Origin of the sequence: Geodermatophilus bullaregiensis (assembly GCF_016907675.1) — a bacterium.
In the GTDB taxonomy this organism is placed as follows: domain Bacteria; phylum Actinomycetota; class Actinomycetes; order Mycobacteriales; family Geodermatophilaceae; genus Geodermatophilus; species Geodermatophilus bullaregiensis.
In genome coordinates this window covers 326,876-342,792 of the sequence record NZ_JAFBCJ010000001.1, presented here as the reverse complement: position 1 = coordinate 342,792, position 15,917 = coordinate 326,876, and the positions used below count along the sequence as shown (strand labels likewise).

General features: G+C 72.7%; 12 protein-coding genes and 2 pseudogenes. 5 read left to right on the top strand and 9 right to left on the bottom strand.

The features are described 5' to 3' along the window. Positions 1-133 precede the first annotated feature (133 nt). The gene (locus JOD57_RS01510; RefSeq protein ID WP_204690292.1) at positions 134-1,852 is read left to right on the top strand and encodes an NAD-dependent malic enzyme; all 1,719 of its coding nucleotides are present in this window, start codon (positions 134-136) and stop codon (positions 1,850-1,852) included. 63 nt (positions 1,853-1,915) lie between these two features. Here JOD57_RS01510 and lpdA read toward each other — a convergent pair whose 3' ends face one another. From lpdA to aceE, 3 genes are read right to left on the bottom strand one after another with little or no spacing between them, the layout of a single operon-like run. Continuing rightward, positions 1,916-3,964, bottom strand: a complete 2,049-nt coding sequence (gene lpdA / locus JOD57_RS01505; protein WP_372440292.1) for a dihydrolipoyl dehydrogenase — start codon at positions 3,962-3,964, stop codon at positions 1,916-1,918. A gap of 43 nt (positions 3,965-4,007) precedes the next feature. Continuing rightward, the gene (gene aceF, locus JOD57_RS01500) at positions 4,008-5,339 is read right to left on the bottom strand and encodes a dihydrolipoyllysine-residue acetyltransferase (protein ID WP_204690290.1); all 1,332 of its coding nucleotides are present in this window, start codon (positions 5,337-5,339) and stop codon (positions 4,008-4,010) included. A gap of 28 nt (positions 5,340-5,367) precedes the next feature. Further along, entirely contained in the window at positions 5,368-8,064 is a 2,697-nt protein-coding gene (gene aceE, locus JOD57_RS01495; protein ID WP_204690289.1) for a pyruvate dehydrogenase (acetyl-transferring), homodimeric type, read from the bottom strand. A gap of 161 nt (positions 8,065-8,225) precedes the next feature. On the opposite strand from aceE, the pseudogene JOD57_RS25000 reads away from it, so the two are divergent. Beyond that, positions 8,226-8,324, top strand: a pseudogene (locus tag JOD57_RS25000) (IS5-like element ISMra2 family transposase); the annotation flags it as partial. Positions 8,325-8,609: 285 nt separating this feature from the next. Further along, positions 8,610-9,953, top strand: a complete 1,344-nt coding sequence (locus tag JOD57_RS01490) for a GntP family permease (protein WP_204690288.1) — start codon at positions 8,610-8,612, stop codon at positions 9,951-9,953. A gap of 160 nt (positions 9,954-10,113) precedes the next feature. Here the strand turns inward: JOD57_RS01490 and JOD57_RS01485 are convergent, their stop codons facing one another. Further along, complete coding sequence (locus JOD57_RS01485) at positions 10,114-10,590, bottom strand: nitroreductase/quinone reductase family protein (RefSeq protein ID WP_204690287.1); 477 nt, start codon at positions 10,588-10,590, stop codon at positions 10,114-10,116. Between the two features lie 791 nt (positions 10,591-11,381). Between JOD57_RS01485 and JOD57_RS26605 the strand changes: the two genes are divergently transcribed. Beyond that, a complete protein-coding gene (locus JOD57_RS26605) occupies positions 11,382-11,492 on the top strand; it encodes a hypothetical protein (RefSeq protein WP_307824364.1) in 111 nt (36 codons plus the stop codon). Further along, positions 11,489-11,617 carry a type II toxin-antitoxin system PemK/MazF family toxin gene (locus JOD57_RS26600; protein WP_307824363.1) on the top strand — a complete coding sequence of 43 codons (129 nt, stop codon included), beginning with the start codon at positions 11,489-11,491 and terminating at the stop codon, positions 11,615-11,617. The genes JOD57_RS26605 and JOD57_RS26600 overlap by 4 nt, the downstream gene beginning before the upstream one ends. 90 nt (positions 11,618-11,707) lie before the next feature. Here the strand turns inward: JOD57_RS26600 and JOD57_RS01475 are convergent, their stop codons facing one another. From JOD57_RS01475 to JOD57_RS01455, 5 genes and pseudogenes are all read right to left on the bottom strand, one after another. After that, positions 11,708-12,400, bottom strand: coding sequence for an IclR family transcriptional regulator (locus JOD57_RS01475; protein WP_204690286.1), 693 nt, complete (start codon positions 12,398-12,400; stop codon positions 11,708-11,710). 87 nt (positions 12,401-12,487) lie between these two features. Further along, positions 12,488-12,625: pseudogene (locus tag JOD57_RS24990) on the bottom strand (hypothetical protein); the annotation flags it as partial. A gap of 30 nt (positions 12,626-12,655) precedes the next feature. Continuing rightward, positions 12,656-13,855 carry a fumarylacetoacetase gene (fahA, locus tag JOD57_RS01465; protein WP_204690285.1) on the bottom strand — a complete coding sequence of 400 codons (1,200 nt, stop codon included), beginning with the start codon at positions 13,853-13,855 and terminating at the stop codon, positions 12,656-12,658. Continuing rightward, positions 13,852-14,691, bottom strand: a complete 840-nt coding sequence (locus JOD57_RS01460) for a hypothetical protein (protein WP_204690284.1) — start codon at positions 14,689-14,691, stop codon at positions 13,852-13,854. Before JOD57_RS01460 ends, fahA begins: the two co-directional genes overlap by 4 nt. After that, positions 14,688-15,908, bottom strand: a complete 1,221-nt coding sequence (locus tag JOD57_RS01455; RefSeq protein WP_204690283.1) for a homogentisate 1,2-dioxygenase — start codon at positions 15,906-15,908, stop codon at positions 14,688-14,690. The genes JOD57_RS01460 and JOD57_RS01455 overlap by 4 nt, the downstream gene beginning before the upstream one ends. Positions 15,909-15,917 lie beyond the last annotated feature (9 nt).

Sequence of the window (15,917 nt, the reverse complement as noted above, 5' to 3'; positions counted from 1 at the left end):
CGCCCGGGGCGCCGGGCGGGCCGGCCACCCGGCGGGAGGCGTCGGGTGTGCGATCCCGGGCTCCACCCGGTCCCGCCCACTAGGGTTCGGCACGCAGCACCACCCCGTCGGCGAGGTCCACGGAGAGTGCACGATGGAGCGTCCGTACCAGATCGTCGAGACCGACTCCGGGCCCGTGTACCGGGTCCGGGCGCGTGGCACGCAGGTGATGCGGGAGCCGCACATCTTCCGCGGAACGGCGTTCACCCACGAGGAGCGCGCCGCGCTGGGCCTCGTGGGCCTGCTGCCCCACGGGGTGTCGACGATCGATGCGCAGACGAAGCGGGTCTACGCGCAGTACCTGCGCACACAGGACGACCTGGCCAAGAACGTGTACCTGACCTCGTTGCGGGACCGCAACGAGGTGCTGTTCTACCGGCTGCTCAGCGAGCACGTCGACGAGATGCTGCCGATCATCTACACCCCCACGATCGGTCAGGCGATCGAGCGCTACAGCCACGAGTACCGCCGTCCTCGGGGCGTCTTCCTGTCCATCGACCACCAGGACCAGATCGAGCGGTCGTTGGCGAACTTCGGCCGCGTCGCCGACGAGGTCGACCTCATCGTCGCGACCGACTCCGAGGGGATCCTCGGCATCGGGGACCAGGGCATCGGCGGGATCGAGATCGCCATCGGCAAGCTGACCGTGTACATCGCCGCGGCCGGCATCCACCCGCGGCGGGTCATCCCGGTCGTCCTCGACGTCGGCACGGACAACCAGGCGCTGCTGACCGACCCCATGTACCTGGGCAACCGGCACGCGCGGGTCCGCGGCGAGCGGTACGACGAGTTCATCGACGCCTACGTCCGGACGGCGGGCCGGATGTTCCCGAACGCGCTGCTGCACTGGGAGGACTTCGGCGTCGACAACGCCCGGCGCATCCTCGACCGCTACGCCGACGAGGTCTGCACGTTCAACGACGACATGCAGGGGACCGCGGCCGTGGCCCTGGCCGCCGCGGTGGCCGCCGTCCGCGCCGCCGGCTCCCGGATGCGCGATCAGCGCGTGGTCGTCCACGGACCCGGTACCGCAGGCGTGGGCATCGCCGACTTCCTCCGCGAGGCGATGGCTCGTGACGGGCTGGGGATGGACGAGGCCGCGCGGCGAATCTGGCTGGTCGGCCGCCGGGGTGTGCTCACCGACGACATGGGCGGGGAGCTGCGCGACTTCCAGGTGCCCTACGCCCGACCGGCGGGCGAGATGGCGCCCGATCCGGCAGGTGGCCCGCGCGGCGGCTCCGCCGGCCTGGCCGCGACGGTGGCGCAGGTGCGCCCCACCATGCTCATCGGGACGTCCACCCAGTCCGGTGCCTTCACCGAGGCGGTGGTCCGCGAGATGGCCGGGCACGTGGAGCGGCCGATCATCTTCCCGCTGTCCAACCCGACGGCGCGGATCGAGGCGCAGCCGGCCGACCTGCTGGCCTGGACCGACGGCCGTGCTCTGGTGTCGACCGGCAGCCCGTTCCCGCCGGTCGTCCACGACGGGGTGACCCACCACGTCGCGCAGGCCAACAACGCGCTGGTGTTCCCCGGCCTGGGGCTGGGCGTCACGGTCGCCCGGGCGCGGCGGATCAGTCAGGGCATGATCCAGGCCTGTGCGGACGCCGTCGCCGGCCTGGCCGACGTCAGCGTGCCGGGCGCGCCGCTGCTGCCGGCCGTCTCCGACCTGCGTCGGGTGTCGGCCGCCGTCGCCGTCGCCGTCGCCACCGCCGCGGCCGACGAAGGGCTGGCGCAGGTGGAGCTGGACAACCCGGTCCAGCAGGTGCACGAGGCGATGTGGCAGCCGGTCTACCCGACGATCGAGGCGGTCTGACCCCCTGAGCTGCACCGGGACGGAGTCTGCGAGCCGCGTCGCGAGGCGGCTCCCGGAACGGGGCTACCTCCGCTTCGGCAGGTACAGGTCGGTGAGGGTCCCCTCGAACGCCTCGGCGGCCATCCCGACGGTCTCCGACAGCGTCGGGTGCGCGTGGATGGTCAGCCCGATGTCGGCGGCGTCGGCGCCCATCTCGATCGCCAGGCCCAGCTCGGCGATGAGCTCGCCGGCGGACGGGCCGACGACCCCGGCTCCGATCACCCGGTGGCTGGCCTCGTCGAACAGCAGCTTGGTGAACCCCTCGTCGCGGCCGATGGACAGCGCCCGACCGCTGGCCGCCCACGGGAAGACGCCCTTGCCGTAGGCGATCCCCGCGGCCCTGGCCTCGTTCTCGGTGACGCCGACCCAGGCGACCTCGGGGTCGGTGTAGGCGACCGAGGGGATGACCCGCGCGTCGAAGTAGCTGTTCTGTCCGGCGGTGACCTCGGCGGCGACCTTGCCCTCGTGCGTGGCCTTGTGCGCGAGCATCGGCTGCCCGACGACATCGCCGATCGCGAAGACGTGCGGGACGTTGGTGCGCATCTGCTTGTCGACCGGGACGAAGCCGCGCTCGTCGACGACCACCCCGGCCTCCTCCGCGCCGACGGCCGGACCGTTGGGACGGCGGCCGACGGCCACGAGCATGCGGTCGAACGTCGCGGTGGTGGACGTGTCGCCCTCCAGCGTGGCGACCAGACCCTCCGGCCGTGCCTCCACAGCGGTCACCTTGGTCTTCAGGTGGACGCCGGCGTAGGCCTTCGAGATCTGCTGGTGCAGCGGCTGCACCAGGTCCCTGTCCGCGCCCGGGATGATCTGGTCCATCAGCTCGACGACCGTGACCTCGGCGCCGAGCTGGTGGTAGACGGTCGCCATCTCCAGGCCGATGATCCCGCCGCCGAGGACGAGCAGCCGCTGCGGCACGTCCACCAGCTCGAGCGCGCCGGTCGAGTCCATGACCCGCGGGTCGTCGTGGGGGATGAACGGCAGCCGGACCGGCTCGGACCCGGCGGCGATGATCGCCTGCTCGAAGTCGACCGTGGTGGTCCCACCGTCGGCCAGCTCGACCTGCACCTGGTTCGGCGAGGTGAACCGGCCCGAGCCACGGACGACGGTGACCTTGCGCTGCCTGGCCAGGCCGGTGAGCCCGCCGGTGAGCCGGCCGACGACCGTGTCCTTCCAGCGGCGCAGCGCGTCGACGTCGACCGACGGCTCCCCGAACGACAGCCCGTGCTCGGCCATCTCCCGGGTCTCGGCGATCACCTTGGCCGCGTGCAGCAGCGCCTTGGACGGGATGCAGCCGACGTTCAGGCACACCCCGCCCAGCGCCGGCCACCGGTCGACCAGGACGACCGCCTTGCCCAGGTCCGCGGCGCGGAACGCCGCGGTGTACCCGCCGGGGCCGGCGCCCAGGACCAGGACGTCGGCGCGGACGTCCCCGGGCCGGGACGCGGTCGCCGGCGCGGGGGCGGGCGTCCCGGCCGTGGCGCCGGATCGGGGCGGCGCCACGGCGGCCGCGTCCTCGGTCCGGAGGAACAGCAGGATGCTGCCGGCGCGGACGCGATCGCCGACCCGCACCGCCACCTCCTCGACGGTGCCGGGCTGCGAGGCGGGGATCTCCATCACCGCCTTGTCCGACTCCAGGGTCACCACGGGGTCGTGCGGACCCACCCGGTCGCCCGGTCCGACGAGCACCTCGGTCACCGGCACGTCGGTGAAGTCCCCGAGGTCGGGCACGGTCACCTCGACCCGGTCGTAGACGCCGGCGGCCGAGCCGTAGCCGGGGCGGTCCACCGGGGCGGGGACGGCGTCCTCGTGGGTCACCGGATGGGTGGGGGACGGGGCGCCGGCGCCGGTCGTGGCCAGGCGGAGCACCAGGTCGCCGGTCGCCACCCGGCTGCCGACCTGGACCAGCACCTCCTCGACGGTCCCGGCGGCCGGCGCGGGGATGTCCATCGTCGCCTTGTCCGACTCGAGGGTCAGGACGGGGTCCTCGGCGGCGACCACGTCACCAGGAGCCACGTGCACCTCGATGACGGGCACGTCCGCGAAGTCGCCGATGTCGGGGATGCACATGTCCACGGGAGGCTCCAGGTGCTGCGGGTCGGGTCGGACGGGGTCAGAGCACGAGGCGGCGGACGTCCTCGAGCACGTGGCACAGGTACCGGGTGAAGCGCGCGGCGAGCGCGCCGTCGATCACGCGGTGGTCGTAGGAGAGGGACAGCGGCAGCACCAGGCGCGGCACGAACGCGGCCCCGTCCCACACCGGAGCGGTCTTCGACCGCACGACGCCCAGGATGGCCACCTCGGGGGCGTTGACCAGCGGGGTGAACGACGTCCCGCCGATGCCGCCGAGGCTGGAGATGGTGAAGCAGCCGCCCTGCAGGTCGGTGGCGGACAGCTTGCCGTCCCGTGCCCGCGCGGACACGTCACCGAGCTCGCGGCTGAGCTCCCGGATGCCCTTGCGGTCGACGTCGCGGAGAACCGGGACGACCAGGCCGTCGGGCGTGTCGACGGCGACCCCGACGTGGAAGTAGCGCTTGTAGACCAGCGCGTCCTTCTCCGGCGTCAGGCTGCTGTTGAACCGCGGGAACTCGCGCAGCGCGGACACCGACGCCTTGAGCAGGAACGACAGCAGGGTGACCCGGTAGCCCTCGGCCCGGGCCTCGGTGTCGAGTTCCTTGCGGTAGGCGTCGAGCTCGGTGATGTCCCCGTCGTCGTCGTGCGTGACGTGCGGGACGTTGAGCCAGGAGCGGTGCAGGTGCGGCCCGGACAGCCGCTGGATGCGGGAGAGCGGCTGCACCTCGACGGGGCCGAACCTGGAGAAGTCCTGCGGCGGGATCTCCGGGATGCCGCCGCCGGCCGCCGCGGCGGGAGCCGGCGCGCTGGGCGCCGGGCCGCGGACCTCCCGGAGCAGGTCGTCCTTGGTGACCCGGCCCTTCGGCCCGGAGCCGGCGACCCCGGTGAGGTCCACGGCGAGTTCGCGGGCCAGCCGGCGGACGCTGGGCCCGGCGTGGACGCCGGCGAAGTCCGGCGGCGCCGCGGTCGCCGTCACCGGGGCGCCGCCGGGTGCGGTCTGCGGGGCCGCGGCCTCGGCCGAGCGGCGCGCCGACTCCTCGACGGTCGAGGCCGCGCTGGTGGACGCCTCGGTCGGCGGCTCGACCTGGTCGACGGTCGCCGCGGCGAGCTGCTCGGGCGGGGTCGCCCCGTCTCCCTGGTCGAGCAGCAGGATGGGTGTCCCGACGTTCACCAGGTCGCCGAGTGAGACGCGCAGCTCACGGACGGTGCCGGCCGCCGGCGACGGGACGTCCATCGTCGCCTTGTCGGACTCCAGCGTGATCAGCGGGTCCTCGGCCGCGACCGCGTCACCGGGCGAGACGTGGATCTCGATCACCGGGATGTCGGAGAAGTCACCGATGTCGGGGACCGTCACTTCGGCGGGTGAGGTCATGTCATGCCTTCCGGACGAGGGGATGCGGTCAGACCGTCCACGGTGGCGGCGCCTCGGGGTCGATGCCGTAGCGACGGATCGCGTCGGCGACCGTCGTGGCCGGGACGGCACCCTCGGCGGCGAGCGAGGCCAGTGCCGCCACGGTCACCGCACAGCGGTCGACCTCGAAGAACCGGCGCAGGTTGCGGCGGTAGTCCGAGCGCCCGTAGCCGTCGGTGCCCAGCACCCGGTAGCGGCCGGGCACGAAGGGGCGGATCTGGTCGGCGAAGGTCCGCATGTAGTCGGTGGCGGCCACCACCGGGCCCTGCCGGTCGGCCAGGCACCGCTCGACCCAGCTGCGGCGCGGCTGCTCGGTCGGGTGCAGCAGGTTCCACCGCTCCGCCTCGAGGCCGTCGCGCCGCAGCTCGGTGAAGCTGGGCGCGCTCCACACGTCGGCGTCCACCCCGAAGTCGGTGGCGAGCAGGTCGGCGGCGGCCAGGACCTCGCGCAGGATCGTGCCGCTGCCGAGCAGCTGCACCCGCGGCGGAGCGGCCTTGCGGCGGGACGGCGCGGCCGGCCCCTCCCGCAGCAGGTACAGCCCGCGAAGGATCCCTTCCCTGGAGCCCTCCGGCATGCCGGGGTGCTCGTAGTTCTCGTTCATCAGGGTGACGTAGTAGAAGACGTCCTCCTGCTCGGCGTACATCCGGCGCAGACCGTCCTGGACGATCACCGCGACCTCGTAGTGGAAGGTCGGGTCGTAGGAGACGCAGTTGGGGATCGCCGAGGACAGCAGGTGGCTGTGGCCGTCCTCGTGCTGCAACCCCTCGCCGTTGAGCGTGGTGCGCCCGGCGGTGGCGCCGAGCAGGAAGCCGCGCGCCCGGGAGTCCCCGGCCGCCCACGCCAGGTCCATGACCCGCTGGAAGCCGAACATCGAGTAGTAGATGTAGAAGGGGATCATCGGGGTGTCGCTGAGGCTGTAGGACGTCGCCGCGGCGATCCACGAGGACATCGCCCCGGCCTCGTTGATGCCCTCCTGGAGCATCTGCCCGTCCGGCGCCTCGCGGTAGTACATGAGCTGGTCGGCGTCCTCGGGCCGGTAGAGCTGGCCGACCTGGCTGAAGATGCCGTACTGCCGGAACATGCCCTCCATCCCGAACGTGCGTGACTCGTCCGGGACGATCGGGACGACCCGCCTGCCGATCGACTTGTCGCGCAGCAGCGTGTTGAGGACGCGGACGAAGGCCATGGTGGTGGAGATCTGCCGGCCCTCGGTCGGTACCAGCTGCGCTCCGAAGGCGTTGAGGTTGGGGACCTGCAGGCTCTCGGTGGAGCGGCGGCGGCGCACCGGCATGGAGCCGCCCAGCGCCGCCCGGCGCTCGCGCAGGTAGCGCAGCTCCTCGCTGTCCGCGGGGAGTCGCAGGAAGGGCACCTCGTCGAGCTGCTCGTCGGAGACGGGGATGTCGAACCGGTCGCGGAACCGGGCCAGCGCCGCGCCCCCGACCTTCTTCTGCTGGTGGGTGATGTTCTGGCCCTCGCCCGCCTCGCCCATCCCGTACCCCTTGACCGTCTTGGCCAGGATCACGGTCGGTCGGCCCACGGTCTTCACCGCGGCGCTGTAGGCGGCGTAGACCTTGCCGGGGTCGTGGCCGGCGCGGGTCAGCGCCCAGATCTCGTCGTCGCTCATGTCGGCGACCAGCTCGAGCAGCTCGGGGTACTTGCCGAAGAAGTGCTCGCGGACGTAGGCGCCGTTCTTGGACTTGAAGTCCTGGTACTCCCCGTCGACGGCCTCCTCCATCCTCTTGAGCAGCAGGCCGGAGGTGTCGCGGGCGATCAGCGGATCCCAGCTGCTACCCCAGATGGTCTTGATGACGTTCCACCCGGCGCCGCGGAAGATGCCCTCGAGCTCCTGGATGATCTTGCCGTTGCCGCGCACCGGCCCGTCGAGCCGCTGCAGGTTGCAGTTGACGACGAAGACGAGGTTGTCGAGCTTCTCCCGCGCAGCCAGCGCGATGGCGCCCAGCGACTCCGGCTCGTCGGTCTCGCCGTCGCCGAGGAAGGCCCAGACCTTGCGCCCGGCGGTGTCGGCCACCCCGCGGCAGTGCAGGTACTTCAGGAACCGCGCCTGGTAGATCGCCATGATCGGGCCGAGGCCCATCGACACGGTCGGCAGCTGCCAGTAGTCCGGCATGAGCCACGGGTGCGGGTAGGACGGCAGGCCGCCACCGCCGACCTCCTGACGGAACGCGAGCAGCTGCTCCTCGCTGAGCCGCTCCTCCAGGAACGAGCGGGCGTAGATGCCGGGCGCCGAGTGACCCTGGATGAAGAGCAGGTCGCCGCCGTGGGTGTCGGTCGGTGCGTGGAAGAAGTGCTGGAACCCGACGTCGTAGAGCGTTGCCGCCGACTGGAAGCTGGCGATGTGGCCCCCGAGCTCGGAGGACTCCTTGTTGGCCCGGAGCACGATGGCCATGGCGTTCCAGCGGATGAACGAGCGGATCCGGTGCTCGATGGCCCGGTCGCCCGGGTGCCGGTCCTCCTTCTCCACCGGGATGGTGTTCAGGTACGGCGTGGTGGCGCTGTACGGCACCGCCGCCCCCTTGCGGCGGGCCTCGGCGACCACCTGGTCGAGCAGGTGGAACGCCCGCTCCGCGCCCTCGAACGCCAGGACCGAGTCCAGCGCGTCGATCCACTCCCGGGTCTCGGCCGGGTCCAGGTCCCCGCTGACGTCTCGGCTGAGGTCCTCGCTCACGTCGTCCTCCTCCGTGGAGCCGCACCACTGCGACAGCGGGCGATGCCGGGCATCCTGCCGCAGTTGCCGACGCCACGGGTGCCGACCGGGGCCTGGAGGCTCAGCTCGACCCAGGGACCGGAGCCCGGGGGACCGGCCGGTGGGCGGCGACTCCGACCGGGCTGCAGGCGCTGGCCGACGGATCCGGGCCGATCGGGTGGGTGGTGTCGGTGGACTCCACGATCGACCGGGCTCACCAGCACGCCGCCGGCGCCCGCCGCCGTCCCGAAGCCCCGCGCGCCTGGCGGGGAGGCGGCCGCGGTCGGAGGCGAGGGCTCACGGTCACATCGAGTTCCCGCTCGGCAACACTCCCGCCACGCCCGTGTCGCCCTCGTCGGGGAGTTCGCCCTGCTGACGGTGGTCGTGGCGCTCCTCGTCGGGCTCGCCGGCCGCCGACCGCATCGACGTGCACCCGGCCGACGGCGCCCGATCAGTGCCAAGGTGTGGGGTCGACGTGGCGATGGTGCCGGTGACCTCGCCACTCCCCGCACCGGGAGGAGCAGGTCATGGTCGTGCTTCACACCGCGATAGCCATCGCCGTCATCGTCTTGCTCATCATCAGAGTCAGGGTCGACCCGGTGATCTCGCTGATCGTCGGGTCGCTCTACCTGGGCCTCGCGACCGGTGTCGGTTTCACGGCGACGCTGACGGCGATCGCCACCGGCTTCGGCGAGATCATGGCCGAGGTCGGCCTGCTCATCGGCTTCGGGGTGCTCATCGGCGCGATGCTCCATGCGATCGGCGCCTTCCGGAAGATGGTGACGATGCTCGTCGACCGGGTCGGCGCGGACCGGCTCCCGTATGCGATGACGGCGGCGATGTCGACGATCTTCCCCTCGATCTACGTGGACGTGCAGGTCGTGCTGGCCTCCCCGGTGGCGCGGTCGACCGCGCCGTTCATCGGCCGGACCGGCTTGCCGCACATGTCCGGTGCGCTCGGGACCGGGATCTTCGCCGGCTACGTCTTCGTGATCCCGGGACTGGCCGCGGTCTCCATCGCGGGGCTGCTCGAGATCCCACTCGGCACCTGGCTGATCTACGGCTTCGTGCTGGGGCCGTTGACCGCGATCGTGACGACGTTGATCTTCCGGTTGCTCCTGCGCGGCCGCTACTGGAACCTGGCCAGGGACGAGCACGTCGACGAGGCGATGGTCGAGCAGGAGACCACCGAACTGGTCGAGGACGACAGCGCGACGCCCCCGCTGCTCGTCTGCCTCCTGCCCATCCTGGTGCCTCTGGTGATGATCGCGTTCGGTGCCTTCGCTGAGCTGCTGGAGTTCTCCAACGACTTCATCGCCTTCCTCGGCGACGCCAACTTCGCACTCTTCGTCGGCCTGATCGGTGCCTACGTGCTCTGCCGGCGCACCCTGGGCTCGGAGGGCACGGATGCGGCGATGAGCGAGGGCTTCCACACCACCGGCGCGATCCTCCTCATCACCGGCATCGGCGGGTCCCTGGGTGCCGTCATCGGGGAGACCGGGCTCGACACGATCCTGGCGGACCTCTTCACGGCCGAGGCAGGGGCGCCGGTGATCCTCAGCATCCTGCTCGCCTGGCTCGTCGCGGCGGTGCTGCACCTGGCGATCGGGTCGGTGTCGGTCGCGGCCATCACAGCCGCCGGGATCATCGGCCCGGTGCTCGGGTCGATCAACGTCTCGCCGATCGTCATCGGTCTCGCCATCGCCTCGGGCGCGATGTTCGCACTCCAGGTCAACAGCAACTTCTTCTGGATGTTCAAGTCGCTGCTGGGACTGTCGACCCAGGGCACCTTCAAGACCCTGACGATGGTCACCTCCATCGCCTCGGTCGTCTCGCTGCCGATGGTCATGGCGGTGGCGCTGGTCGCGTAGGGCGTCGGTCAGCAGGGTCTGACGTCGAGACGCTCGCGCAGGCGGCTCACGGAGCCTGATCGCCTCGACCCCGACCGGGTCGGCCGAGGTCTGGGCACCCTCCAGCGCCCTACGGGCGGCCCGCACCCTCGCCGCGCCGGGCGTCGGCCGCCGACCGTGGTCACGGTCGCAGGCTGATCACGACCAAGGGTCCCGTCACGCGCCGCGCCATCCGCGGCCAGCGCGCGGCGTAGGTCTGCCGCGCTGATCGCCACTGCGGATCGTCAGGATCCACCACTCGCGCCGTGCCCTCGTGCAGTCGACCGGTGAGGCGCACGGTCACCGGCTGTGGTGTGCGGAAGTTGCGCCACCACGTGGAGCGCTGCCAGTGCTGAGGCCAGACCACGAGGTGGCCACCGGCGCGGGCGTACTGCACCGGCACCGCGTACTGCCGCCCACTGCGCCGCCCGAGGTAACGCAGTTCGATCGCGGAGGCGCTCAGCAGACGGTGCGCGCGTGACCGCAACACGGCCAGCACCACGGCGTTGCCCTGCGGCAGCTCCAGGCGCATCCGCACGCGGTGTACCCACTGCCGGCGCACCTCGTCCAGAGCCGCGATCACGTCGTGCACCTTGGTGGTGTCCAGCTTCCCGGTCATGCTGTCCTCCCTCAGCCGTTCGTCTCCCGCGACCGCGTTCCCTCGGCCGGCTCCGGCGCTGCCGCTGCACCCGGGCCGGAGAGCCCCCGGTGCCGCAGCGCAGCCGCGGCGTCCGGGACTGCGCCTGCACGGCATCGACGATGCAGATCGACCTGCTCACCCGGGACGCCCTGTCCGTCGGGCAGCGGGCCGATGACCACCGCGCCTCCAGAAGGACGTTCTCCCACGATCACGGGCGGATCGGAGCCTGCCCGTCCCGTGGCCCCGTGCAGTCCGCCGATCAAGAAGAGTGGCCAGTCCCCGGCTTGATACGCGTCGCCGGGGCGTGAACCGACTCCAGGTCCGCGACACCGCCGCAGAGCGTGCAACAGCGCTCACCGGCAGGCGTTCCCCGCCCGGCTGGAGCCGGCCGATCCGACCGGGACGAGGTGCCCGGCCATCCGGTCGAGGTCCGGAACGGCGTAGGACGGCCGGCAGCGGACGCGTCACCGGTCCCGATGCAGCACGCGTCCTGGGGCCTCTCCCGGTGGCCGTCCGGGCCCCAGCCCGGTGGGAGGTCGCGGGTCCCGGTCAGGGGAACGTGGGCGGACCGACCTGTCTCACCGAACGTGCCTCGATGGCTCCATGGCGGACACCCTCACCTTCCGGCCCGACGAGGACGCCTTGCGCGCGCTGGCCGTGCTGACCCAGGACGGCACTCCTGTCTCAGCGGCCGTGCGCGACGCGCCCATTGGGCCGCCCACGCGCCTCGCGACGTCCGAGGCCACGAGCAGTCCGGCCGGCGGTTCGCCGTGGTGGTCCGGTCGGACCTGCTGCCGTTGTCCACCTGCCTGGTCGCCCCGACGTCGACGTCGGCCCGGGCGGCGACCTTCCGGCCGGAGGTGGAGATCGACGGCAGGTGACTCGCGTCCTCGCCGAGCGGACCGCCGCGGTCGATCCGCAACGTCTGGGCGCGAGCGTCGGCCACCTCAGCTCGACGGAGATGCGTCGAGTGGACGCGGCGCTGCGGCTGGTGCTCGGTCCCTGAGCGGCGGGTCGGGGTCGACGGGTGCAGACCCGTGCGGCCGGAGCTCCTGCGAGTGCGGACGCGGTCGCCGCGCCGACGTCGAGCCAGGGCTCAGCGGAGCCGCAGACCGACCTGAGCGGCTGCTGCCACCACGGCTGGACCGATCTCCGTGGGGTCGACCGCGTCGTCGACGAACACGACGGCGAGTGCGCCGCGGACGCCGCCGTCGGGACCGAGAACGGGTGCAGCCACCGACCGGAACCCGGGGACGACCTCACCGTGGGAGGTGGCCCACCCCAGCGATCGGGCCTCGGTCAGCTCCCGTCGGTCCTCGGAGCGGGCGGGCTCGGGGATCAGCAGGGCCAACCCCGGTGCCCCCCGCCCCACCGGGTGACGGATGCCGGGCCGGTAGGCCACGTGAGCCGACGAGGTCTGCGGTTCGATGCTGGTGACCGTGACGGCCTCGTCGCCCGCCCGGACGACGAGGAACGCGGTCATCCCGAGGTCGGCGGCGAGCGCGTCGAGCTGGGGGAGTGCCGCGGTCTGCAGGTCGGTGCGCACGCCGCGGGCCAGCGCGGCCATGCCCAGGCCGAGGCGGTAGTGCCCGGCGGGGTCCCGCTCGACGAGCTGGTGGTCCTCCAGGGTGCGCAGCAGGCGGTAGGCGATCGAGCGGTGCAGGCCCACGGACTGGGCGACCTCGGCGACCGGCTGGGCGGCGGCGACCGTGGCCAGGTGCTCGAGGATGCGCAGCCCGCGGTCGAGCGTCTGGGACTGCGGCGCGCCCGTGCCGTCGTCGGCCGCCATCCCCTGTCGCCTCCTCGGTCCGAGGGTCGCAGCCTACGGTCGGTCGCTCCGGGGTCGGGTCCACCGAGCGGCGTGGGTGGACGGCGGTCAGCCGTTGATGACCTGGGGGACGGCGACGGCGTGGTCGACCTCGTCGTAGCGGACGACGGGCAGCTCGGGGCCGAACTGCTCCTCGGCGACGAGCGGTCTGTCGTCGTCGACGTCGGCCGCGAGCGTGGTCGGCCAGAAGAAGCCCGGGACGTGGTGCGGGGGTGCTCACGGCGCGGGTGCCGGCTCGACCCGGCCGGTGACCTCGCCGAGGGAGATGCGGCCGCCGGCGGTGCCGGGTGCGCTGGCGGTGAGGGTGACGACGTCGCCGTCCTCGAGGAACGTGCGGGTCGTCCCGTCGGGGAGGGTCAGGGGCTCCGTGCCGCCCCAGGACAGCTCGATGAACGAGCCGCGCTGGTCGGCCGCCGGGCCGGAGACGGTCCCGGAGGCGAACAGGTCGCCGGTGCGCAGGCTCGCCCCGTTGACCGTCGTGTGCGCGAGCTGCTGTGCCGGGGTCCAGTACACGAGCCGGAAGGGCGGGCAGGAGACGAGCTCTCCGTTGAGCCGCACCTCGATGGCGACGTCGAGACCCCACGGCTCGGCGTCGGTGTCGTCGAGGTAGGGCAGCAGCGGCACGTCCCGCGCCGGAGGTCGGACGCGGGCGGCCTCCAGCGCGGCGAGCGGGACGACCCAGGGCGAGATCGAGGTGAGGAAGGACTTGCCGAGGAAGGGACCCAGCGGCACGTACTCCCAGGACTGCAGGTCCCGTGCCGACCAGTCGTTGACCAGGCAGACGCCGAACACGTGCTCGGCGAAGCCGCCCAGCGGCACCGGCGTACCCAGCTCCGACCCCACGCCGACGACGAAGCCGACCTCGGCCTCGATGTCGAGGCGCTGGGAGGGGCCGAACGTGGGGGCGTCCTCGGCGGGGGTTTTGCGCTGGCCGTTCGGCCGCACCACGGGCGTCCCCGACACCTGCACGGTGCCCGCACGTCCGTGGTAGCCGATGGGCAGGTGCTTCCAGTTCGGCGTCAGCGGTGCCGAGTCCGGCCGGAACATCCGCCCGAGGTTCTCGGCGTGGTGCTGCGAGCTGTAGAAGTCGACGTAGTCGGCGACCTCGACCGGTAGGTGCAGCGTCACCTCCGATCGTGGCAGGAGGTGTGGCTCGACACGGCCTCGGTGCGCCTCGTCGGTGAGCCATGCGGTCAGTCGGGCGCGCAGGTCCGCCCACGCCCGCGGACCGCGGGCCAGGAACGCGTTGAGCGTGCCGGTGGCGTGCACGTCCTCGCCGGTGGCGGCGGCGAGGTCGAGCACGGAGTCACCGATCGCGATGCCGGTGCGCCGGCGGCCCGAGGCGTCGGAGAAGACGCCGTGGGGGAGGTTGTCCGGACCGAAGCCGCTGTCGGCGGGGAGGTCGAGCCACGTCATGCGGGGATCCGATCCGGTGCGGGCAGCAGGCCGAGCGCGACGAGGTCGTCGACCGGCTCGAGCACGCTGCAGGTGCCGAAGGAGGTGAAGGCCGCGCGGCCTCGCGCCCACCGGTCGGCCGGCCAGGTCCGCAGGGCAGACACCAGCACCCCGGCGTCGGACTCGGCGAGCCGGTCGAGCGCCACGACCGCCGGTGCGCCGGCGGTGAGCGCGCCGACCGCCAGGAGCACGTTGAGGAAGCCGTGGTGGGCGAAGCCGGTGGCCGGGTCGGTGTGCCGGACGGCGGAGTGGAGCCCGGCCGTGCACTTGACGGCCACGTCCCGCGAGGTGCAGGCGACCAGGGTGTCAGCCAGCTCCTGCACGGACGGGAAGAGGTCGGCGCGCAGGCCACCGGTGCGCAGCTTGGCGCGGACCGCCGTGCCGGCCAGGACGTCGAGGACCTCGTCACGGGCGGCGGTGCGCGGGAGCTCCACCGCGGCCGGCACCCCGCGGGGGAGGACCGACCCGAGGACCCGCACCGCCCCGGCGGCGACCGCGGCGTCGGCCACGACCGGCACCTCGACGGCGGCCAGCCGCAGCCGGGGGTCGGCGGTGACCCGGGCCGCGGCGGCCGGCAGGTCGCCGGCCGCCGCGATGAGGGAGACGCCGAACGGGTCGCCGTCGCCCAGGTGCTCGGCGAGCTCGTCGAGCCGGTCCGCCGGGACGACGAACGGTCCGACCAGGTCGCCCAGCCGCGCTCGCAGCTCCCGGTGCGCCGGGACGGCGGCGGCCATCGGCGCGTCGCCTGGCGGGAACAGCGACGCGTCGTCGAACAGGCCGGAGAGGTGCTCCCTCATGGCTGCGTCGGTCGTGCCGAGGGACCCCGTCCCGACCAGGTCCAGGCGTACTTCCCGTCGTCGACGGCGAGCCCGCCCTCGCCGAGGTCCAGCGGCCGGAAGGTGTCGACCATGACGGCCAGCTCGTCGAAGTACTCCGCACCGAGGGAGCGCTCGACCGCGCCGGGCTGCGGGCCATGGCTGTGCCCGCCGGGGTGCACCGAGATCGAGCCCTTGCCGATGCCCGAGCCCTTGCGGGCCTCGTAGTCGCCGTCGACGTAGAACATGATCTCGTCGCTGTCGACGTTGGAGTGGTAGTAGGGCACCGGTACCGCGAGCGGGTGGTAGTCGACCTTCCGCGGGACGAAGTTGCAGATGACGAAGTTGTGGCCCTCGAACACCTGGTGCACCGGCGGCGGCTGGTGGACCCGGCCGGTGATCGGCTCGTAGTCGGCGACGTTGAAGGCGTAGGGGTAGAGGTGCCCGTCCCAGCCGACGACGTCGAAGGGGTGCTCGGGGACGACGTGGACGGTGCCGGCCAGCCCGCCGGGACCGCTGCCGCGGTGCTTGACGTAGACCTCGACGTCGGTGCCCTCGGCCACCAGCGGCTCGCTCGGCCCGCGCAGGTCCCGCTCGCAGTACGGGGCGTGCTCGAGGAACTGCCCGTACCTGGACAGGTACCGCTTCGGGGGTGCGATGTGGGAGTTGGCCTCGATCGCGTAGGTGCGCAGCGGCTGGCTGCCGGTGGGGATCCAGCGGTGGGTGGTGGTGCGCGGGATGACCACGTAGTCGCCCTGGCCGACCTGCAGGGCGCCGAAGGTGGTCTCCACCGTGGCGGTGCCGCGCTCCACGTAGACGCACTCGTCGCCGGTGGCGTTGCGGTAGTAGGGGCTGGTCAGCGAGGAGACGGCGTAGGAGATGCGCACGTCGGCGTTGCCGAGCACCAGGCGCCGGCCGGTGACCGGGTCGACCCCCTTGTGCTCCTCGCCGGGGAACAGGTCGTGCAGCTTCAGGTGCCGGGGCACCAGCGGCGCGTTGGGGGTGAGGCTCTGGTCGGGCAGCTCCCACGGGCGGGCGTCGACGATCGCCGAGGGGACGCCGCGGTGGTAGAGCAGCGAGGAGTCCGAGCTGAACCCCTCCTCGCCGACGAGCTCCTCGGAGTAGAGGCCCCCGTCGGGACGGCGGAACTGGGTGTGCCGCTTGGGCGGGACCTCGCCCACCTGCCGGTAGAACGCCATCGGGATCCT